This window comes from Nocardia vinacea NBRC 16497, from assembly GCF_000308835.1.
Taxonomy (GTDB): Bacteria; Actinomycetota; Actinomycetes; order Mycobacteriales; family Mycobacteriaceae; genus Nocardia; species Nocardia vinacea.
This window is the reverse complement of sequence record NZ_BAGN01000013.1, coordinates 1-21,473: the sequence shown is the minus strand read 5'-3', so window position 1 is coordinate 21,473 and position 21,473 is coordinate 1. Positions and strand designations below refer to the sequence as shown.

Here is a 21,473-nt window from a genome sequence, read left to right as displayed (position 1 = left end):
GTTCCCGCGTGGACGACGGCGACCTCGTCGCCGCCCAGATCGAAGGCCTTGTGCAGCACCTGCACGGCCTCGTCCAGTTCGGTGTCCTTGACCAGCACCGAGATCCGGATCTCGGAGGTGGAGATGAGGTCGATATTCACGCCCGCGTTCGCCAGCGCCTCACAGAAGGTGGCGGTGACGCCCGGATGACTCTTCATGCCCGCGCCGACGAGGGAGACCTTGCCGATGTGGTCGTCGTAGAGCACCTGCGAGAAACCGATCTCGTCCTGACGCTTGGTCAGCATCTCCACCGCACGCGCGCCCTCGGTCTTGGGCAGGGTGAAGGTGATATCGGTCTTGCCCGTCTCGACCTTGGAAATGTTCTGCAGGACCATGTCGATATTGATCTCCGCGTCGGCGATCGCGCGGAATACCTTGGCGGCATAGCCGGGTTCGTCCGGCAGGGCGACCACGGTCACCTTGGCCTCGCTGCGGTCGTGCGCGACGCCCGTGAGGATTGCTTGCTCCAAGGGGATGTCCTCCATCGATCCATAGACGTAGGTGCCGGGCTTGTCGGTGTAGGACGAGCGCACATGCACCGGAACGTTGTAGCGGCGCGCGTATTCCACGCAGCGCAGCATGAGTACCTTCGCGCCGCAGGCCGCGAGCTCGAGCATCTCCTCATAGGAGACCTGCTGGAGCTGCTGCGCGTCGGGCACGATCCGCGGGTCAGCGGTGAAGACGCCGTCCACATCGGTGTAGATCTCGCAGACGTCGGCCTCCAGCGCCGCGGCCAGTGCGACCGCGGTGGTGTCGGAGCCGCCGCGGCCGAGCGTGGTGACATCGCGACTGTCCTGGCTGACGCCCTGGAAACCGGCGACCAGCACGACCAGACCTTCGTCCAGCGCGGCGCGCACCCGGCCCGGGGTGACGTCGATGATCTTGGCGTTACCGTGCGATCCGGTGGTGATCACACCGGCCTGCGAGCCGGTGAACGAGCGAGCCTCGGCGCCGAGCGAATGGATGGCCATGGCGACCAGCGCATTGGAGATGCGCTCACCCGAGGTGAGCAGCATGTCCATTTCCCGAGCCGGCGGCGCAGGCGCCACCTGCTGCGCCAGATCCAGCAGCTCGTCGGTGGTATCGCCCATGGCCGAGCAGACGACCACCACGTCGTGGCCCTGCTTCTTCGTCTCGACGATCCGTTCAGCGACGCGCCGGATGCGCTCGGCGGTCGCTACCGAGGATCCTCCGTACTTCTGAACAACGAGAGCCACGACAGGGTCCTCCAAGATCGACAATCAGCTGCTAACAGCACCCCAGCGTACCGGCCGACGTCCAGCGGATTTGTTCCTACCTCCTCAGCCCGCGAGTACCGAAGGGGCCATTCGCGAATCGAACTTGGCCGAAACGGATTCCATGAGCCAGTGGTGTCCGGTGTTCTGAAAGGCGGCCAGCAGCCATTCACCGTCGTGCCGAACGGCCACTGTCGTCTGCAGGCCATCACCGCCTGCCACGTGCCGCTGTTCGAGCTGTCGACTGCGCTGAGCATCGCGGCCCAGCAGAGCGCCAATGACGGCGTGATGATGCACCAAGCCGTCGCGGACCGACTCGGCCTGCATGTGACGGATCTGCGCTGCTTGAACCTGCTCCGCCTCGGCGGTCCGGCCACCGCCGGGGAACTGGCCGCGCGTACCGGCCTGACCACCGGCGCCATCACGCGCATGATCGACCGGCTGCTGAAAGCGGGCTATGTGCGGCGCGAACACGACGCGCAGGACCGGCGGCGGGTCAATATCAGCGTGATCCAGGAGCGGATCGATGAGATCGCGCCGCACTACGAGGTGATGGCACGCGAGTTCGGGGCGGCGATGGCCGGGTATTCGGTCGAGCAGTTGGCGTTGGTGCTGGATGTGTTCAACCGGCTGCACGAGACATCGGTGCGGGTGACGGCGCTGCTGCGGGCGGACGACACCGACTGAGCGCGAGGAGGACGATGTAGCCATGAAGAGCACGGTGATCGAGGTGACCACGGGACGATCCGAGGTCGTGTACGACATCACCCCGCAGTGCGCGGCGTTCGCACGCGAGGCGGGTGCGGACGGGCTGCTGCATATCTTCGTGCCACATGCCACGGCCGGGATCGCGATTATGGAACTCGGGGCGCGCAGCGATGAAGACCTGCTCGCCACACTGCGCGATCTGCTGCCCGCCGATGATCGGTGGCGGCATGCCCACGGCTCGCGCGGGCACGGCCGCTCGCACGTGATGCCCGCATTGATCCCGCCCTACGCCACCGTCCCGGTCATCGGCGGCGCGCTGACCTTGGGCACCTGGCAGTCGATCGCGCTGGTCGATCTCAATGTCGACAACTCGGATCGCCAAGTGCGCCTGTCATTTCTAGGCGGCTAGTGCCCCGTCCAGATAGGTTGCTTCGCTATCAGGTCCGGCCGCGCGCCGAACGTCGTCGAAAGGTGGCTCGCCACACCGTCCGACACCGCAATTCGACTGCGCTCGACGGGATGGCGCCGAGCCCGAGACTCGGTTACCGCAGAAGCTGATTGGACGAGTCACTCGGCGCGCGGCGGGCGAGTTCGGTGCGATTGGCAATCCCGAGCTTGGCGTAGACATGGGCCAGATGCGTCTTGACGGTGCCCCGACTGATGAACAAGCGCGCGGCGATCTCCGGATTGGTCAGACCGGAGACGGCGAGTTCGACCACCGAACGCTCTGTGGGTGTGAGGCTTTCCCAGCCGGAATCGGGGCGGTTGCGTTTACCGCGGGCGCGGGTGATGAAGTCGATCGCCTCCCGCAACGACATGGCGCGGCCGCGCTCGAGGTATTCCAGCAGCTGTGGTTCGTCGGGAATGGCCACGCGGACAACCGATCCGGCGTCGGCCCGAACTCGATCGGCCGCACCGAACAGCAGACCCGCGGTCTCGAAGGATGAGCGCCGCAGCGCCACCGCCGCCAAGGCCGCCAGACTGTCCGCGCAGGCGAGCACCAGACCATGTTCGTCGCGAATGCGTAAGGCCTCGTGGTGCATTCGCATTTCCTGCTCGGTATCCGGAGCGAGTAACGCCCGCTGCTCGAGTACCGCGGCGCGCACGGACGGCAGGAGCGTGGTCAGCGGTGCCGCCGACAACTGGTCGAGCAGAGCCGCAGCCTCGGACTCGGCACCCGATTCCCGATGGGCGCGGGCGAGCACCAGCCGCGTCCACGGTGTCAGTTGGTCGTCGGAAGGGCGCTGCTGCCAACGGCCTTCGCGCCGACACCAGATCATCGCATCGGTGGGTCGTCCGGAATCGAGTGCGAGCAGGGCGTGCACCCGCTCCCAGCCGGGGACGAACGGCGCCGTCTCGGCGCCATCGACGAGTCGGTCCAGTGGTGCGAGCGCCGCGGCCGCAGCCTCGGATCTGCCTGCCCACAATAGGATTTCGGCGAGTGCGGCACGGGCCAGTGCGATGCGATGGAAATCGCGCAGCGGAGCCGCGGTGGTTACCGCCTGTTCGGCGAGTTCGATCGCGCGGGGCAGCGCACCGGATTGGGCGGTCGCCAATGCGAGCCAACACAGTGCGGAGGATCCGATGGCGCGGTCGCCGCGCCGGAGCAAACCGGATACTGCGGGCTCGAGTTGGTCGATCGCGTCACGGTGTTCGTCGCGCAGCAGATGGACCAGGCCGATCAGCGCCTGGGTGGCATCGACGACGAAGCCGTCACCGGCACGTATCGCGTCCGCATGTACCGCTGCCGCCTCAGCACGGGCACGGTCCAGATCGAAACCGATCGCACCGATGGCGATGAGCACACGGGCCAGCGAGCCGACATCGGCCAGCCCCAGATCATCGGCGAGTTCTGCTGCGGCGCAGGCCTTTTCATAGCTGACGAACCCGGGCAAGGCGGTATCCGCGACGAGCGCCTGCGCTAGCAGCACCCGCGCCTGCGTCTCATCACGGGAGCCATTGTTTTGCGCCGCAGCACGTTCCAGCAGCCGAATACCGTCGGCGGCATGCATGCCCAGATGCCACAGCCAAGCCACCGAGGCCGCCAGCCGCCGCCCCGCCGTCGGGTCACTGGCGCTGCCGACTGCCTGGATGTTCCTCGACATAGCAGTGGGCAAGCCGCCCGAAGCGGCGGACGGGTTACCCGAATCGGACCGGTGCAAGCCCCATTCGATGGCGGCACGCAGATTCGGGTACTCGACGGTGAGTTGGGTACGCCACGCGTCCTTGTCCGAATCCAGCATCGGCGCAGCCTCTTCGACCAGTACCAGCATGAGATCCAGGTGCAGATCACGCAGTTCAGCCGTCTCGCCCGCCTCATCGAGCCGCAGCAGCGCGTAATCGCGCACCACGCCGAGCATTCGGTAGCGGGCCACCGCACCAGTGGTATCCGCGGACACCAGCGATTTGCCGATCAAGCCGCGCAACGCGCGCAGATAGCGCCCAGCCGCAACACCCAGCCGCTCAGCCAGGCCGGTGACCGCCCGTGCAGCGAAGCCGGGCTCGAAAACCCCCAGACGCCGGAATAATTCGCGCTCATCCGCGTCGAGTAGGTCATAGCTCCACCGCATCGATGCGGTCAGCGTGGCCTGCCGGTACGGCGCACGACCGGTGTCGTCGTCGAGCAGTGCGAACGGATCCCGCAACGCATCCGCCAGCTGAGCCAGCGAGAGCGTGCCTGCCCAGCCCGCGGCGAGTTCGAGAGCGAGCGGTAGTCGATCGAGCCGATCGCACACCCGACGCGCGGCGGCCAGCGCATCCCGGCCCGGCTCCGCACCGCCTGCTCGTTCCAGGAAGAGTTCGAGTGCGTCGGCCAGATTGAGCGCCGATATCCGGTGCACCCGTTCGCCGGGCAGGTCGAGCGCTACGCGACTGGTGGCGAGCACACCGACGCCGGGGCCACGGGCCAGGATGGCCGCCAAGATCCGGACCACCGGGTCACGGAGGTGTTCACAGTTGTCCAGCACCAGCAACATGGTCTTGGACATCAATTCTCGAGCCACCATGCGCACCGGATCCGCGACCGTGGCCTGCGATTCACTCGATTCCGGCGGCAGCCCACCCGACACCGGCAGCCGCCCGTCGGACTCCGCCGGCTCGAAACCGGCCGCCGCGAGCGGAATACCAAGCGCCGACGCGATCGCGCGGACAACGCCGTCGGCGGCGCGCTCATCCGCCAAACCGATCCAGCGGATGCCGTCGGGCCAGGAATCGGCGACAGCAGCACAAGCCCGCAATGCCAACCGGGTCTTACCGCAGCCACCCGGGCCGACCAGGGAGAGCACCCGTCCGGGCGCGAGCGCGGCGATGAGCGTGGCCAGTTCCTCGGCGCGGCCGACGAATGATGACAGCTCGGGCGGAAAGTGCTGGTCGGAGTCGATCATCGCGCCTCGGAGTCTGCCACGACCGCCCCGATCCGACCACCGGGTATCGGCCACCTGTCCACCCGAATATCGGCCAGCTGGCAGATGTTCGGGGGTGGCCGCGCCGGAAGTATTCATGGCAGCGGCCCACCGGGCGCCACCGAAACAAAGGAACCGACCATGACCGAGACCAACACCCGCCGTGTCATCGCCAATATCTCGCTGTCGCTCGACGGCCGGACCAATGGCAGCGGCGGCGATTACGACATGAGCTGGATCGTGCCGCACGCCGTGACCGACGCCTCCCGCGATCAGATGGTCAAGCTGACCACCACCGCGACCACGGCCCTGCTCGGCCGGAAGAACTACGAGGGCTTCGGCGGCTACTGGCCCGCCGTCGCCGCCGACGAGAACGCCGAGCAGCGCGACAGGGCATTCGCCACCTGGCTCGATGCGGTGGACAAGGTGGTCTTCTCGCACACCCTGACCGAAACGCCGTGGCCGAACTCCCGCATTGCCGAGGCCGATCCGGCCGCGACGGTCAAGCAGTTGCGCGCCGAATCCGGCGGCGACATCGTGGTATTGGCCTCCGTCAGCGTGATCGAGAACTTGCTGGCGGCGGGCGAGCTGGATCGGCTGATCATCACGCTGTGCCCCGAACTGGTCGGCGGCGGCGCGCGACTGTTCGAGGACGGCGTGCCGGCGACCAGCTGGTCGCTCACCGATCTGTCCACCACCGATTCCGGTGCGATCGTCCTGGTGTACGACCGGATCGGCGAAGGCGAGCGGTGAGGGATGCCAGGCGCCGTGGCGGCGCACTGCCGCCACGGCCGTGGCCTCAGGCCCTGGTCAACCAGGTGACCTGCGTACCGTTGCCGAATTCGGTGCGTTTGGTTGGTGTGAACAAGGTCGGATCGAATTCGCCTGCGAAGGCCGGGGTTCCGGTCCCGGCCACCACCGGATAACTCTTGATGACGAGCTCATCGATCTCGCCGAGCAGTTGTGCGGCGAGCTTGCCGCCACCGGCCAGCCAGATATCCATGCCGTCCTCCTGCTTCAGCCGACGCACCAGGCCGACCGGATCACTCGCGACCACCTCGACCTGCGGATCATCGATGGGGCCGAGGGAACTCGAAACGACGTACTGCCGCATATGCGCATACGGGCTGGTCACGCCGATGGCCAGGCCCGGATCGTAGGTTCCGCGGCCCATGACCAGGGTGTCGAACTCCTGATTCGGCGCATCGACCGCAAGGCCGATATGTGGGCGGACATGGGTCGGGAGCGTCTCCGGATACTGCGCCTTCATCCAGTCCCACATGTCGTCACCGACCGGATAGAAGCTGATGTCGTCACCGGGCCCCGCGATGTAGCCGTCGAGGGACATGCCGACAAAGTAGACGAGTTTTCGCATATCAATACCGCCCGATCCGTTGTACTCTAATTGAAGTGGTTTGAAGGTAGTACTACAGATGGAGTGGTGTCAAGTGCGGACGAATCCGGAGCGGCGGCAAGCGCTGCTCGATGCGGCGATCGAGGTGTTGGCGAAGGAGGGGGCGCGCGGGCTCACCTTTCGTGCGGTGGACAAGGAGGCCGGGGTGCCCGCGGGTACGGCGTCGAACTACTTCGCCAATCGTGACGACCTGTTGACCCAGGTGGGCGGGCGGTTCTACGAACGGCTGACGCCGAGCGCGGCGACCATGGCCGACCTCGCGACCGGCCCGAAGACGCGGGCGCATATCACCGAGTTGCTGCGGGAGACGGTCGGTCGCATCGAGGCGTTCCGCACCGGCTACCTGGCAATGCTCGAGCTGCGCCTGGAGGCGACTCGGCGACCGGCGTTGCGCGCCGTCATGACCGAGGCCGTGCGCGCGGATCTCGATTTCAATGTGCGCAACCATCTCGAAGCCGGACTGCCCGGGGACGAAAAATCGGTGATTCTGCTGTACCTGGCACTGAATTGGCTGATCATGGACCGGCTCACGCTGCCCGGAATCTTCACCGAGGCGCAGAGCCAGGAGCTGATCGAGACAGCGGTCGATCGACTCGTCGCTAACGAGTGAAACGCCGCGCCGTACGGGGAACCCTTGTGACACGCATCACTGTCATTCGATAATGGGGCGATGATGGCGAATGTCGGAGACCGGCTCCTCGTGCACGGCCACGTTGTGGGACAGAGTGATCGCCACGGCGAAATAGTCGAAGTCCGCGGGCCTCAGGGCGCACCGCCGTACGTGGTGCGATTCGATGACGGGCACGAATCGCTCGTCTACCCGGGCCCGGACGCGATCATCGAACCAACGCCGCACTGAGCCGCCGCGCGCACGGGCCCGCTCGCCGCGGGCCCGTTACCTCCTGCGCAGCCGAAGATGCGAATACCTTGCGCACGATCGACTTACGCCCAGGCAGCTCCTACGGCAAGTCCACTGGACCGGCGATATCGCGATTCATTCGAAAATACTGAACCGTAACTTGTTCTCGCCGTACATAATCGACCGTGATCCCCCCGAGATATGCGGCCGATGTGGCTTCGGGCACTGCCCGCTCAGTTGACTTGCGAATGTGTCGCTGGGCACAATTTGCCGATGTAGTTGGGCGGGGGCGGAGGTATGGAATGCGTACAAAGACCGATATCCGTTTCGTCGTCGACGCCGATCCCGAGCAGGTAATGGATGCACTAGCAGCCGTCGAGATGCTGCCGCAGTGGTCGACGTCCTACACCGACGCTCGGGTAGCCAGCCGCGATGACGCGCTGCGCCCCCGCCGGGTATTCGTCAAAACGGAGCTGATGGGCAGCTCGGATCTCCAGGTGCTCGAGTACGAATGGACCGACGTCCGGTCATCCTGGGAGGTCACCGACAGTACGCGCGGGGTCAAGGGCGGTGGCTGGTTCGAGGTCACCGAGGGCGACGACGGCACCGATGTCTGGTACCACCAGGACATCTACGTTCCGCTCCCGATCCCGGGCATGCTGGTACGCCGGACCATGCGGCGCTTGAATGAAGCCATGGCGCAGAACTTCATCGAGTTCGCTGAGGGCTTCACCGAGAACGAGAACTATCAGGCCGTATAGGAACGCACCTGTCGCATTCGGATGCGACGATGTGAACCATGATCGGTTCCAAACGGGCACGCCTGCTGCCAACGGCCGAGGATGCGTCGGTAACTCAGCTCGAGTTGTTCTTCGACCTGGTGCTCGTCTTCGCGTTCACCATGGTCACCGGCCTGGTCGCACACGACACCAGCGCCAAGAACATGCTGCGCGCCGGCCTGGTACTCGCTGTCATGTGGTGGCTGTGGATCGCCTACTCCTGGCTGGGCAATACGGTGCGCGCGGACGAGGGCATCGCGCGGGTCGCCATGTTCGTCGCGATGGGCGGTGGATTCCTGGCCGCGCTCACCATTCCCGAGGCATTCAAAGATGCCCCCGGCGGATGGTACGGACCGCTGGTCTTCGCGATCGCGTATCTGATCGTGCGCCTGGTGCACCTGGGCATGTTCCTGCTGGCCAGTGCCGAGGATTCGCAACTGCGCCATCAGGTTCTGCGGTGGAGTCTCGGGTCGATCACCATCGGCACGACCCTGCTCGTCATCGCCGCGATGACCTCCGGGACGGCACAGATCGTGCTGTGGATCGCCGCGATCGCCGGGGATATGGGCTGGACCCTGCTGGCGGGCGAGGACTGGCGATTGAATTCGGCCCGCCATTTCTCCGAGCGCTACGGGCTGATCGTCATTGTGGCGCTGGGCGAATCGATCGTCTCGATCGGCATCGGCGTTGCCGGACTGCCGATTTCGTGGCCGATCGCGGTCGGATCGATGCTGGGGCTCGCGGTTTCGGGTCTGCTGTGGTGGGCCTACTTCGATGTGGCGGCGCTGGCGGTGGAGCACGAGCTGCAGCGGGCCGAGGGCGAGCGGCAGATCAAGATCGCTCGGAACTCCTACACCTTCTGGCATTTCCCGATGATCGCCGGAATCATCTTGCTTTCGCTCGGGCTGAAGAAGGTGCTCTACTACGTCGCCGACGAATCGGCGCACAGCTTGACAGACGCGCTGTACGGCATCCCGCTGTGCGCGCTGTACGGCGGTGTCGTGCTGTATCTGATCGCGTTGGTCGGATTCAAGCACTACGCGACCGGCAGTGTCACGGTGCCGCGACTGGTGGCCGCTGTGCTGCTGCTCGCGTTGATCCCGGCGGCCTGCGCGCTGCCCGCACTGGCCTCACTCGCGCTGCTGTGCGGTGTACTGGTGCTGCTGATCGTCTGGGAGACATTGCGTTACGCGCAGCCGCGCGATGAGATCAGGCACGCGGCACACGGCTGAGGTGGTAGCGCACGGTCTGCTCGTGCGGCGTCGGGCCGTAATTGGACGGCTCGACGCGCACCCCGTTGTGCACGGCGTCTCGGATCTGATCCACGTTCTCGCGGATCATGTCCGAGACCAATTCGTCCGTGCGCGGATCGGCCAGCACCTGGAAGACGATGCGAAATGTGGTGTCGGCGATCAGCCGGATGATCTCGTCGTGGAACGGGATGTAGCGGACCCGTCCGGCCTTCGGATCGTTCTTGATGAGTTCGAGGATCATCTCGTCCATTTCGGCGCGGTTCTCCTCCAGCGCCGCCGCGATATTGCGGGTGTAGTGGCCCGCGCGCAGCACATGTGCGACCTCGTCGAGTATGGCGATTGTCATGGGGCGCTTGATGACTTCGACGATGGTCGTCACGAACCGGTTCACCACCGCGGCGGTCACCCGATCGCCGAGGGCCCGATCGGCGACCCGGCCGAGGCGGACCGCGATCACCACGATCCGCAGTAACCGGAACCCACGGAAGAACGGGCTGGTCACCGGGATCATGCCGAGCACTTCGTACCAATAGATGAACGGGAACGTCCACGGCCAGCCCGCGCGGCGCCAGCGCCAGAGGAATTCGGCGGCGAATATCGCACAGACCGAGTAGTCGAGGACCACGATCACGCGGTAGGTGTGCGCGGAGACATCGAAGAAGCTCACCCAGGTGACCAGCACGACCGAGACGATCGCCAGCGCCAGCATCACCAGGTCCGACCACAGCGCGGGCGGCTTGCGTGGAAAATCCAGCTTCGGCCCGTCGTCGAGGCCGGGCGTGGTCGGCCTGGTTGGAGTTGCCACGTGAGGATCCCTTCGACGCCGAACGGTCCCGCCGACAGTAATACGCGCCGCGCCGGGCTACTTCCCAGCGCGGATGATGGCCTCGATATTGCGCTCGGCCAGCGCGGTGATCGTGAGCGACGGGTTCACCGTGCCGGTGCTGCCCGGGACCGCCGCACCGTCCATCACGTACAGGCCCGGATGACCGTGCACACGACCGTTGCCGTCGGTGGCCCGCCCGAGCACCGCACCGCCCAGCGGATGCGCGGTGAACAGCGCGTTCGCGTCGTAGCCGAGTGCGCTGTATTCGACAAGGGCATTGGAGCGTTCGGCGATCCGGTGATCGACCGCGCGGGCGGCCGCCACGATATCGTCACGGTTCTTGGCCGACCAGGACAGCCCGACCGCATTGCGGGCGCGGTCGTAGCCGAAGCGCGCGCGAGCCGGATCGAGCACCATGCCCAATGAGGCGAGCGCGCCGGTCTCGAACGGAATGCCGGGGATGTACCAATTCTCGAGCGTGAGCGGCACTGCGGATTCGTCGAGGATCCGGCTCGCGCTCGGCACGCCCTGACCGAAACCGGCCAACTGGCTGGCGCCGCGAGCCAGCACCACATCACCGTTGGTGCCCCAGCCGTCGCCGACGTGCTCGTTGAGGTTCGGCAGTGCGCCGGTGGCCTGGGCCCGCACCAGTAGCTCCGAGGTGCCGATCGAACCCGCGCCGAGGAACAGGCGGTCGCAGGTGATGGTGCGGGTGCCGATCACCTCGCCGGTCGGCGAAAGTTTTGTCACGGTCACCGAATAGCGGCCGCCGGATTCCTGCGCGATGGCGTCGACGCGGTGCCCCGGATAGATTGCGGACTTGCCGCTGTCCTGGGCATACCGCAGGTAGTTCTGGTTGAGGTCGAACTTCGCGCCGTTGGAGTTGCCGAGATTACTGCGCGCCACCGTCGCGGAAGGCCTTGTGGTGCCTGCGATTTCGCCGCGCAGCACATCCCAGTTGAAAATCGAGTCATTGGCGACCGGCTGATAGCCCGCCCTGCGCACCTGCTCGTCCCAGGCCCGGGAATGCGCGAACGGCGAAGCGGCGTACAGGTCCGCCGGAATAGGGCTGAGCCGCAACATCTCCCGCACACGCGGGTAGTAGACGCGCTCCATTTCACCGTAATCGACAGTGCCGCCGAAGACCTGGTCGAAGAAGCGGCGCTCGGGCGCGACCATCGCACCGGAGAAGATGACCGAGCCGCCACCGACCGCGGCCGCCCGCCACACGTCGATGCCCGGGTATTCGGTGCAATCGAGCACCCCGCCGAAGCTGGCGAAATGCGTCGGCACCTTGGTGACGCCGGTGAAGTTGGTGCGATGCCAGAAGCCGCGGCCGTCGGGCAGATCGTCACCGGTGAAGATCTCGCGCCACGGATCGTTCGGCCAGCGCGAACCGCGCTCCAGCACGGTATTGGCGATGCCGGCCTCGGCCAGGCGCAGTGCGGTGACCGAAGCGCCGAAGCCGGAGCCGATGACGATCGCGGGCGAATGCTCGGGCGGATCGGGAAGTGGCGCAAAGATTTCCGGGACCCACATGCGGAAAATGTTGTCCCACATGGGATCTACGGCACCGGATGGGCCCGCACCCATTGCAGCACCCGCGACACCCAACATCGCGGCCGTACCTGCTGCCTTGAAAAAGGCACGTCTATGCACCCGGCCACCTCCCTCATCATGCATGGCCGAGCGCAGACTACCGGGATTCCGGTGTGCTGAACAGTGCTTGGCGATGATCTTGGTCGACTCGCCGAGGAAACCGAGCACCCCGAAACCGGAAGAACGCGCAGCCTGTCAGTCGGCGAACGGTGCCCTATCCGGCTTGCAGGTCGCACCGGGTGCGGGGAGCTGCAGGTCGACGAGATAGTGCTCCTGCAGACGGCCCGCGCAGTCACTCACTACCAGGTGGCCATAGCCACCCTCTATGACCACCAGCCTGGCGTTGACCATTTCCTGCTGGGCCCGGCGGGCGGCCGTCAGCGGGGTGACCGGATCGAACCGATTGTTGAACAGCAGGGCCGGCTTATCCGAGCGCAGAATCCACGGACCGGTGATGCGCTGCGGATACCCCTTGGTGGCTGCGGGCCAGGCCCCACAGACTTGGCGCAGATACAGCCACATGGCGCCGTAATGCGGTGCGGTGTTCACGAGTTCTGTTGCCAGCGTTGGCCATTGCTCGGGTTCGTGACCGAAGTTGTTGTCCGCGCAGCTGATCGCGGTGAAGGCTTCGAGGAAGTCTTCGGTGAAACCACCCGCAGCCAGAATCTGTTGTACGGCATCGGGATTGCCCGCCGGACCGCGCTCGAGTTCGGTGAGCAGCTCGGCCAGCGCGGGCCAGCCCTGCCTCGGGTCGTAGAGCATGGTGGCGTGGGCGGGCAGCACCTCGGTCAGGGTCACCGCGCGGGCACGCTCACCCTGCCCGACCTCGATCGGGCCCTGACGCAGCCGGTCGAGCACGGCATCGTTGCGGACGCGCAGCGCGTCGGCGTCCGCCTTGGCCGGACCTGCGAACGCGCAGCGTGGCTGTCCCGCTTCGGCACACAGCCGCAGGAATTCCGCGAGTACCTCCTCGGTGCCCGCCGCGGAGTCGGCGACCTGGCCGCTCGTATCGTTGGTATAGGCGTCCGGGTCGATCATCGAACCGAGTTGCAGTGCGCGGACCCGGTCGCCGAAGAGCGCGCCGTAGACCTCGCCCAGATAACTCGCGTAGGACCCGCCCTCGTAGTTCATCGTCGCCTCGCCGACCGCGCGACGCAGCAGATCGAGATCGCGGGCGGCGTCAACGGTGGTGAGATGCGGCAGGAGCTCCGGACTGTTCGCGGCGCATCCGGCAGCCAGCTCACGAGCGTTGCGCGCGGCGATGCCCTCCTGTTCGGCATTGGTCGGCGGCAGTAAGAATGCGGACCAGAACCGGTGCTGCTCTTCGGCATTCGGGAAGCAGCGCACCTGCCCGCTGCGGCCGATGCCGCGCTGATCGAAGGTGATCACATCGAACCGGCGGGCCAGCTCGCCGGAGAACAGCTCGCCATGGCCGGCCCATTCGAAGCCCGAACCGCCCGGCCCGCCGACCGCGGTGAACAGGGTGCCGATGCGCCGATCCTTATCGGCGGCAGGCTGTTTGAGGACAGCCAGCGACAGCGTCGCGCCGTTCGGCTGCGCGTAGTCGATCGGGACCGCAGCCGTTGCGCACTGATACTTGTTCAACTCTGGTTCGGTGCACTGCACCCAATCGAGCTTCGGGGTCGGCGCCGCATCGGCCTGCGCGACGAGTTCGGCGATCTGCGATACCGCCTCGCTCTGCCGGGCGCACGCAACCAATGACGGCACCAAGACGATCAGTGCCAACCCGACGATCTTCCACCCGCGCATACCGATCATCCTGCGCTGCGGACCCGGCCCACGTCGTCCTCCTTTGGGACCAATCCCACTGCGCCACAACCCTGATCGCCCAGCGCCGTGCGGTAGGGCCTTCCCCCGACGCGATCCCTTGACGCGCACTAGACCGGTCGAGTCCGCCGCGGGCGACGCGTCAACTCGCCGCCGCAGTTCGGGCAGACGGCATTCATCGCTGTCGTGCACGGATCGCAGAAGGTGCATTCGTAGCTGCAGATATGCGCGAGGCCGTCGGGCGCGAGGGCAACATCGCAGCGCTCGCATACGGCCCGCACCTCGAGCGCCATGCCACTCCTCCGCCGATCCACTACAACTGCCGGTCACACAGACTATTGCGCGACGCATCCGGCCGGACTACGACATCAGCAGTCGGACCACGGCAATGCTGCCCACGACGACGATCACCGCACGCAACGCGGTGGGCGGCATCCGCCTGCCCATCTTCGCGCCGAGCTGACCGCCGATGATCGAACCGACCGCGATCAGCGCGGCGACCCGCCAGTCGACATCGGCGATCACCGTGAACACCACCGCGGAGACCGCGTTCACCAGTAGGCCGAGCACATTCTTGACCCCGTTGAGCCGCTGGATGTCCTCGTGTACGAACACCCCGAGCAACCCGATCAACAACACGCCCTGGGCGGCGCCGAAATAACCGCCGTAGATGCCGCACAGAAATATCGCGACGTACAGGATCAGGCCACCGTGTTCGGGCGCCGGACCGGTGTCGGCCGCGCGGCGCTCCTTCACCCAGCGCGCCAACCGCGGCTGGACCACGACCAGGATCAGCGCCGCGATGATCAGCACCGGCACGATCGCCTTGAAGGCCGCGGCGGGCAGAATGAGCAGCAGGATCGCACCGGTGACGCCGCCGAGCAGGGATGCGCTGCCGAGCCGGACCAACCTGGCTCGCTGGCCCTCGAGTTCGCGCCGATAGCCGTACGCCCCGCTGACGCCACCGGGGACCAGACCGATGGTGTTCGAAACGTTCGCCGTGACCGGCGGAATCCCGAAGGCGAGCAGCACCGGGAAGGTGATCAGGGTGCCCGATCCCACAATGGTGTTGATGCCGCCCGCCGCGATGCCCGCACCGAAGACCGCCAGTTGTTCCAGCCAAGTCATATGAAGTACCTCCAGCCGGTCGGAACGCTAATCGTTAGGTCGGATGACCGGATGATCGGGACCGGGCTTTCGGCCGCCCCTCGCGGCACGGTAAACTCGCCGACATCATGCAGCGGGCACTTCTTCTCGGCCGCCGCGACGGGGTCTGATCGGACTGGCCTCCCGTCGCGGGGTTCTGCCGCGCCGGTCGACCCGATAACTGGGATCCACCACACCCTGGAGAAAATCGCATGTCCCCTGCTGACGCCTTCGTATCCGGCTCACGCACCATCACCGCTCCGAGTAAGCCCGCCCCTGCCGACCAGCCCGCCTGGAACCGGCAGAAGAACTCCTCCATGCCAACTTTCCGCTACCGGCCCTTCGCGGAGGAGGTCGAGCCGATCACACTGCCCGACCGCACCTGGCCGGACAAGATCATCGACCGCGCCCCCGGCTGGTGCGCCGTCGACCTGCGTGACGGCAACCAGGCCCTGATCGACCCGATGAGCCCCGCCCGCAAGCGCCGCATGTTCGACCTGCTGGTGCGGATGGGTTACAAGGAGATCGAGGTCGGCTTCCCGTCGGCCAGCCAGACCGATTTCGACTTCGTCCGCGAGATCATCGAGGACGGGGCGATTCCCGACGACGTCACCATCCAGGTGCTGACCCAGTGTCGCGCCGAACTGATCGAGCGCACCTTCGAGGCGTGCGCCGGCGCGGCCAATGTGATCGTCCACTTCTACAACTCGACCTCGGTCCTGCAGCGGCGTGTGGTGTTCCGCGCGGACCAGGCGGCGGTCAAGAAGATCGCGACCGATGCCGCGAAGCTGTGCCTGGAGACCGAGCAGAAGTATCCGGACACCAACTGGCGCTACGAGTACAGCCCGGAGTCCTACACCGGCACCGAGCTGTCCTATGCCAAGGAGGTGTGCGACGCGGTCACCGAGATCATCGCGCCCACCCCCGAGAAGCCGATGATCATCAACCTGCCCGCGACCGTCGAGATGGCGACCCCGAATGTGTACGCCGATTCGATCGAGTGGATGAGCCGCAACCTGGCCCGCCGCGATTCGATCGTGCTGTCACTGCATCCGCACAACGACCGGGGCACCGCGGTGGCCGCCGCCGAACTGGGCTATCAGGCCGGTGCGGATCGCATCGAGGGCTGCCTGTTCGGTAACGGTGAGCGCACCGGCAATGTCTGCCTGGTGACGCTGGGGATGAATCTGTTCTCCCGCGGCGTGGATCCGCAGATCAACTTCTCCGATATCGACGAGATCCGCCGGACCGTCGAATACTGCAACCAGCTGCCGGTGCACGAGCGCCACCCCTACGGCGGCGACCTGGTCTACACCGCATTCTCGGGTTCGCATCAGGACGCGATCAACAAGGGTCTGGACGCGATGAAGGCCGCGGCCGACGCCGCCGATTCCGATGTCGACGACATCGTCTGGGAGGTGCCGTACCTGCCGATCGACCCGAAGGATGTGGGCCGCACCTACGAGGCCGTCATCCGGGTCAACTCGCAGTCCGGTAAGGGCGGCGTCGCCTACATCATGAAGACCGACCACGGGCTGGTGCTGCCGCGCCGGCTGCAGATCGAGTTCTCCCAGGCGATCCAGAAGATCACCGACGGCGAGGGCGGCGAGGTTTCGCCCAAGGAGATGTGGGATGTCTTCGCGGACGAATACCTGAGCCCGATCCGGCCGCTGGAGCGGATGCGCCAGAAGGTCACGGCATCGGAGACCGACGGCGGCGTGGACTCGATCACCGCGGTGGTCAAGGTCGACGGCGTCGAGCAGGAAGTCACCGGAGCGGGCAATGGACCGCTCGCCGCATTCGTCGACGCGATCGCGACGGTCGGATTCGATGTGCGAGTGCTGGATTACTCCGAGCACGCGATGTCCGCAGGTGACGACGCGCAGGCCGCGGCCTATGTGGAGTGCGCAATCGGCGACAAGGTGGTGTGGGGCGTCGGCATCGCCACCTCAATCACAACCGCGTCACTCCGAGCCGTGGTCTCAGCGGTCAACCGGGCGCACTAACCCCCCGCCCCCGCCACTCAGAATCAAGATCAGGTGGCACTGGTGGCGGGGGCTTCTCGGGCGATGCCGCCATAACTTCCACCTGATCTTGATCTCTCGTTCGTGGCGGGGGGCGTTTGGGCTGACGGAATGGAGCACGGGGGTGCGGGGGGCGGAGTACGGTGGGGGCGGGCGCACGTTGGGGGCATTTTGTTGCCGAACTGGGTGCCCGGCTCTCGATCTTGCTGGTGGACAGTGCTTTCGAGTTTGCAAGTAGCGGCTGGTCGCGGTGTGTCATTCGGCGAGGTGGTCGTGTATACCACGGCGCGGGGGCGAGTACCCCGTGCTAGCGTTGATTCGCATTCAAGCGCCGAGCTCTCTGCTCGAATTCCCGAGCAGATGGGGGAACTGTGACAACTAACGACCACAACCCGACTTCTCCGCCCTGGCTGCAGAGTCATTCGGTGGACACGGCCGAGGTCACCACCGACTCCTCGGCGCCGGACGAAACGTCCGAGTCCGTACCCGTCGACGCGGAGCCCGCAACCGACGAGCATGAGGCCACCGAGGTCACCGAACAGCCCGATGAGTCCGAGCAGTCGGAACCGGGACAGTTCACCGGATATCCGGGCGGGCCAACGGATCAGAACAGCTACCCGCAGGCCGGGGTTCCGCAGCAGCCGCAGTACGGACCGCCCGAGGGGTTCGCGCCGCCCGGAACGCCGTACAACACCGGACAATTCGCGCAGCCGTATCAGCCGGGTCCCGGCCAGAGCGGTAACCATCCGGTACAGCCCGAACCGTCCTATGGCGAATACCGCCAGGAGATCGGGCCCGACGGGCTGGTCCGGCGGGTTCCGGTGGAAAGTCAGGCCGAGCCGCCGATCTACAGTTGGGCGCCGCCACCGCCGGTGCAGCAGCCGCCGATGTATCAGCAGCCGCCCATGGGGCAACAGCCCCCGATGGGGCAACCGCCCGTCGGCCAGCAGCCGCTACCGTATGCCGAACAGGGGCCGGGCACCGGTCTGATGCCGTATGGCGAGCAAGGACCCGGCACCGGGATGGTGCCGTATACCGAACAGGGCCCGCCGCCGGGATGGCAAGGCGGCCCGCCGAATACGCAGCAGCCGTTCCAGCCGCAGCATGTGCCGCATCCGGGGCAGCCGGGACATTCGGTCAATGACCTGAACCTGCTCAAGCGAGCACGCAAGGCGCCGCGCAGTGGTTGGCGACGCGCAGTGCACAAGGCCTCCGGCGGCATGATCAATCCGGGTGAGTCCGCGGCGGATGTCGTCTACCGCGATCTCGTCGACCGGGTGAATCAGCCGGTGCGCGGGGACTATCGGATCGCGATCCTGTCGCTGAAGGGTGGCGTCGGCAAGACCACGACAACCGTCGGGCTCGGATCGACGTTCTCCTCGCTGCGTGGTGACCGGGTCATCGCGATCGACGCCAATCCCGACCTCGGCACCCTGGCGCACCGGGTGCCACGGCAGACCCGCTCCACCGTGCGCAACCTGCTCGAGGATCACCACATCACCAGGTACTCCGATGTCCGGGCGCATACGTCCCAGGCGCCGAGCCGACTGGAAGTGCTTGCCAGTGAACAGGATCCGGCGGTTTCCGAGGCCTTCAGCGAGGCCGATTACCGCCAGGCCATCAGCATCCTGCAGTCGTTCTACAACATCATCCTCACCGACTGCGGCACCGGTCTGATGCATTCGGCCATGGCCGGTGTGCTCGATATGGCCAGTTCGCTGGTGCTGGTGACTTCACCCGCCATCGACGGCGCCCGCAGTGCGTCGGCCACCCTGGACTGGCTGGACCACCACGGCTACAGCAAGTTGGTCGAGCGAACCGTGGTGGTGGTCAACGCATCTCGCCGCGGCGCCTCTACCGTCGACCTGGACCAGCTACGCAAACTGTTCCTGGACCGCACCCGCGCGGTCCAGGTGGTGCCCTTCGACGATCACCTCGCCGAGGGCGCGGAGATCGACCTGGAACTGGTGAGCAAGCCGACCCGGCGTGCCCTTCTGGAACTGGCCGCCATGGTCGCCGACGATTTCGGCTACATCGGCACCCAGCAGTACCGCCCGGGCCCGCCCCGACACTACTAGTGCCCCGTCCGGCTGCGCGCCGAGCGCAGTCGAAAGGTGGCTCGCCACGCCGTCCGACACCGCAATTCGACTGTGCTCGACGGGATGGTGCCAAACCCGAGAGCACTAGCCTTTCGGCATAGAGAGGGTTTGTCCGAGCGACGGCCGAGCCTTGGCAGCCAACGGATTGCGACGAAACCCGCCACGTCCAGGGATTCCGCGGCATACAGGTAGTGAGTGCGGCACACAGGGTGCATATCCTGTGCGACAGCACCACACCGTGTGCGCCACCGGATTCCACCATGCGGGCACAACAATCGCCAGCGCCGCGACCGACAGGCTTACTCGCATACCCGAATTCGACTGGCACACAGGCAGTAAATGCGGAACACAGGGTGCCTCCCCTGCGACAGCACCACACGATGTCCGCCACCGGACTCCACCACACGGGCACAACAATCGCCAGCGCCGCGACCGACAGGCGCACCCGCATACCCGAATTCGACTGGCACACAGGCAGTAAATGCGGAACACAGGATGCCGCCCCTGCGACAGCACCACACGATGTCCGCCACCGGACTCCACCACACGGGCACGACAGTCGCCAGCGCCGCGAGCGACAGGCGCACCCGCATACCCGAATTCGGCTGGCGCATAGGTAGTGAGTGCCGCACACAGGGTGCCGCCTCTGCGACAGCACCACACGGTGTGCGCCACCGGATTCCACGGCGCACAGGTAGTGAGTGCCAGTGCGGACGGCGCACGGGGCACATCCTCTGCGAGGTGGTGAGTGGGTGGGCGGTAGCAGGCAGTGGGGACTATTCGGCGGCGACTTCGGCGGCCGCAGTGCGGAAGGCTTGCAGGACGGTGGCTATGGCGGGGCGGGTTGCGGCGTGCGGGCGGGTGGCCAGTTCGTAGAGGCGGGCGGCGCGGACGCCGGACAGGCGTAGCACGGCGAGGTCCGGGTGAGCCACGGCCCAGCGCGGCATGAGAGCGACGCCGTAGTTCGCGGCGACGAGGGTTTCGATTACCCGGAAGTCGTTGAGGCGCTGCGCAATACGGGGTTGGACGCCGGTCATGGTTGCGATGGAGCGCAACACGTCGTCGACCGGGAAGCCGCCGCGGACGCTGAGCCAGGTCTCCTCGGCGAGTTCGGCCGGGGTCACCTCGGTGCGGGTCGCGAGCGGATGGGTCGGTGCGACAACGACATCGGTGGGTTCACGCATGATGACCGTGGTGCTGACGCGAGCGCCCGCGATACCGGGCGAGCGCTCGTCGCGGTGGGTGAGGACGATGTCGTAGTCGGCGAGCAGCCGCGGCACTTCACTCGGCGGCAGGTCCTCGTCACGAGCGACGACCTCGACACCACTGTCGGCCAGTGCGGGCAGCACCCGCGGCAGCAGCAGCGCCGCGCCGGATGGGAACAGCGCGACCCGTACCCGACCGCGCGCGGACCCGCGATAGTGCGCCATCTCGGCCACCGCACGGTCCATCGCGGCGAGCACCTCGTCAGCGCGCACAACAAGCGCCTGCCCCGCATCGGTCAGCCGAACCCGCCGCCCATCGGGCTCGAGCAACGCCACACCCGCCTCTTTGGCAAGCACCTTGAGCTGCTGCGATACCGCCGAAGGAGTCATCGAAAGCGCCTCGGCCACAGCGGCGATCGTCCCTCGATCCGCGAATTCCCGCAGCACCCGCAGCCGCTCGACCGCCATCGGCGGCCCAACCCGCACATCCTCAGGCGGCTGCGACATGCACCGCTCCTACAGCCGGTAGCGAGACTGCAACCGCCGGCATTCCCGCCCCACCCGATAGCGCACCCGCAGGATGCGCCAACACTGCCACCGAAGACGACACTGCGACCAAGGCCATCGCAGCCACCAACGCCGCAGCATGCGCAACTCCCGCGCCCGGTAGCGAGACTGCGACCGCTGGCATTCCCGCGCCACCCGATCGCACACCCGCAGCATGCGCCGACACAGCAACCGACGCCCACACTACGACCAACGCCATCGCAGCCACCGACGTCGCAGCATGCGCAACTCCCGTGCCCGGTAGTGAGACTACGACCGCTGCCGTTTCCACGCCGCCCGATAGCACCTCGACGACCTGCGCTGACCTCGCTACCCGCGCCACTCCCACAGCCGGTAGCGAGACTGCGACCCCCGGCATTCCCACGCCACCCGATCGCGCACCCGCAGCAGTCTGCCGACACTGCCACCGACGGCCACACTGCGACCTGAGCCATCGCAGGCACCGACGTCGCAGCATGCGCAACTCCCGTGCCCGGTAGTGAGACTACGACCGCTGCCGTTTCCACGCCGCCCGATAGCACCTCGACGACC

18 protein-coding genes are annotated in these 21,473 nt (G+C 66.5%); 9 read left to right on the top strand and 9 right to left on the bottom strand.

What is annotated here, in order from left to right; genetic code table 11:
• On the bottom strand, positions 1 to 1,256 hold a 1,256-nt coding region (locus ON44_RS01920; protein ID WP_040686025.1), incomplete at its 3' end, for an aspartate kinase.
• 153 nt (positions 1,257 to 1,409) lie between these two features.
• On the opposite strand from ON44_RS01920, the gene ON44_RS01915 reads away from it, so the two are divergent.
• Both ON44_RS01915 and ON44_RS01910 read left to right on the top strand, forming a co-directional pair.
• Entirely contained in the window at positions 1,410 to 1,961 is a 552-nt protein-coding gene (locus tag ON44_RS01915) for a MarR family winged helix-turn-helix transcriptional regulator (RefSeq protein WP_245566977.1), read from the top strand.
• A gap of 22 nt (positions 1,962 to 1,983) precedes the next feature.
• The gene (locus ON44_RS01910) at positions 1,984 to 2,391 is read left to right on the top strand and encodes a secondary thiamine-phosphate synthase enzyme YjbQ (RefSeq protein WP_040686023.1); all 408 of its coding nucleotides are present in this window, start codon (positions 1,984 to 1,986) and stop codon (positions 2,389 to 2,391) included.
• Between the two features lie 133 nt (positions 2,392 to 2,524).
• On the opposite strand, the gene ON44_RS01905 is transcribed toward ON44_RS01910, so the two are convergent.
• Positions 2,525 to 5,365 carry a helix-turn-helix transcriptional regulator gene (locus ON44_RS01905; RefSeq protein ID WP_169338025.1) on the bottom strand — a complete coding sequence of 947 codons (2,841 nt, stop codon included), beginning with the start codon at positions 5,363 to 5,365 and terminating at the stop codon, positions 2,525 to 2,527.
• Between the two features lie 159 nt (positions 5,366 to 5,524).
• On the opposite strand from ON44_RS01905, the gene ON44_RS01900 reads away from it, so the two are divergent.
• Entirely contained in the window at positions 5,525 to 6,136 is a 612-nt protein-coding gene (locus ON44_RS01900) for a dihydrofolate reductase family protein (RefSeq protein ID WP_040686028.1), read from the top strand.
• Positions 6,137 to 6,182: 46 nt separating this feature from the next.
• Here ON44_RS01900 and ON44_RS01895 read toward each other — a convergent pair whose 3' ends face one another.
• Positions 6,183 to 6,758, bottom strand: coding sequence for a dihydrofolate reductase family protein (locus ON44_RS01895; protein ID WP_040686022.1), 576 nt, complete (start codon positions 6,756 to 6,758; stop codon positions 6,183 to 6,185).
• A 58-nt stretch (positions 6,759 to 6,816) separates the two neighbouring features.
• Here ON44_RS01895 and ON44_RS01890 point away from each other — a divergent pair, with 58 nt between their 5' ends.
• The 4 genes from ON44_RS01890 (at position 6,817) to ON44_RS01875 (ending at position 9,667) form a co-directional block, all read left to right on the top strand.
• Entirely contained in the window at positions 6,817 to 7,407 is a 591-nt protein-coding gene (locus ON44_RS01890) for a TetR/AcrR family transcriptional regulator (RefSeq protein ID WP_040686021.1), read from the top strand.
• A 60-nt stretch (positions 7,408 to 7,467) separates the two neighbouring features.
• Complete coding sequence (locus ON44_RS01885; protein WP_040686020.1) at positions 7,468 to 7,656, top strand: DUF1918 domain-containing protein; 189 nt, start codon at positions 7,468 to 7,470, stop codon at positions 7,654 to 7,656.
• 302 nt (positions 7,657 to 7,958) lie between these two features.
• Positions 7,959 to 8,417 (top strand): SRPBCC family protein, encoded by a 459-nt coding sequence (locus ON44_RS01880; protein WP_040686019.1) that lies wholly within the window; start codon positions 7,959 to 7,961, stop codon positions 8,415 to 8,417.
• Between the two features lie 38 nt (positions 8,418 to 8,455).
• The gene (locus ON44_RS01875) at positions 8,456 to 9,667 is read left to right on the top strand and encodes a low temperature requirement protein A (protein WP_040686018.1); all 1,212 of its coding nucleotides are present in this window, start codon (positions 8,456 to 8,458) and stop codon (positions 9,665 to 9,667) included.
• Here ON44_RS01875 and ON44_RS01870 read toward each other — a convergent pair.
• From ON44_RS01870 to ON44_RS01850, 5 genes are all read right to left on the bottom strand, one after another.
• A complete protein-coding gene (locus ON44_RS01870; protein ID WP_040686017.1) occupies positions 9,645 to 10,493 on the bottom strand; it encodes a hypothetical protein in 849 nt (282 codons plus the stop codon). The genes ON44_RS01875 and ON44_RS01870 overlap by 23 nt on opposite strands.
• Positions 10,494 to 10,550: 57 nt before the next feature.
• Positions 10,551 to 12,173 carry a GMC oxidoreductase gene (locus ON44_RS01865; protein WP_040686027.1) on the bottom strand — a complete coding sequence of 541 codons (1,623 nt, stop codon included), beginning with the start codon at positions 12,171 to 12,173 and terminating at the stop codon, positions 10,551 to 10,553.
• Between the two features lie 135 nt (positions 12,174 to 12,308).
• Positions 12,309 to 13,883: an alpha/beta hydrolase gene (locus ON44_RS01860; RefSeq protein WP_040686016.1), complete on the bottom strand. Its 1,575-nt coding sequence runs from the start codon at positions 13,881 to 13,883 to the stop codon at positions 12,309 to 12,311.
• 128 nt (positions 13,884 to 14,011) lie between these two features.
• The gene (locus tag ON44_RS01855; protein ID WP_040686015.1) at positions 14,012 to 14,194 is read right to left on the bottom strand and encodes a DUF1272 domain-containing protein; all 183 of its coding nucleotides are present in this window, start codon (positions 14,192 to 14,194) and stop codon (positions 14,012 to 14,014) included.
• A gap of 67 nt (positions 14,195 to 14,261) precedes the next feature.
• Complete coding sequence (locus ON44_RS01850) at positions 14,262 to 15,029, bottom strand: sulfite exporter TauE/SafE family protein (RefSeq protein ID WP_040686014.1); 768 nt, start codon at positions 15,027 to 15,029, stop codon at positions 14,262 to 14,264.
• A 230-nt stretch (positions 15,030 to 15,259) separates the two neighbouring features.
• On the opposite strand from ON44_RS01850, the gene leuA reads away from it, so the two are divergent.
• Together leuA and ON44_RS46440 are read left to right on the top strand one after the other, a co-directional pair.
• On the top strand, positions 15,260 to 17,053 hold the full coding sequence (gene leuA, locus ON44_RS01845; RefSeq protein WP_040686013.1) for a 2-isopropylmalate synthase: 1,794 nt from the start codon (positions 15,260 to 15,262) through the stop codon (positions 17,051 to 17,053).
• 443 nt (positions 17,054 to 17,496) lie between these two features.
• A complete protein-coding gene (locus tag ON44_RS46440; RefSeq protein ID WP_051181332.1) occupies positions 17,497 to 19,149 on the top strand; it encodes a MinD/ParA family ATP-binding protein in 1,653 nt (550 codons plus the stop codon).
• Between the two features lie 797 nt (positions 19,150 to 19,946).
• On the opposite strand, the gene ON44_RS01835 is transcribed toward ON44_RS46440, so the two are convergent.
• Entirely contained in the window at positions 19,947 to 20,843 is an 897-nt protein-coding gene (locus ON44_RS01835) for a LysR family transcriptional regulator (RefSeq protein WP_040686012.1), read from the bottom strand.
• Between the last annotated feature and the right edge of the window lie 630 nt (positions 20,844 to 21,473).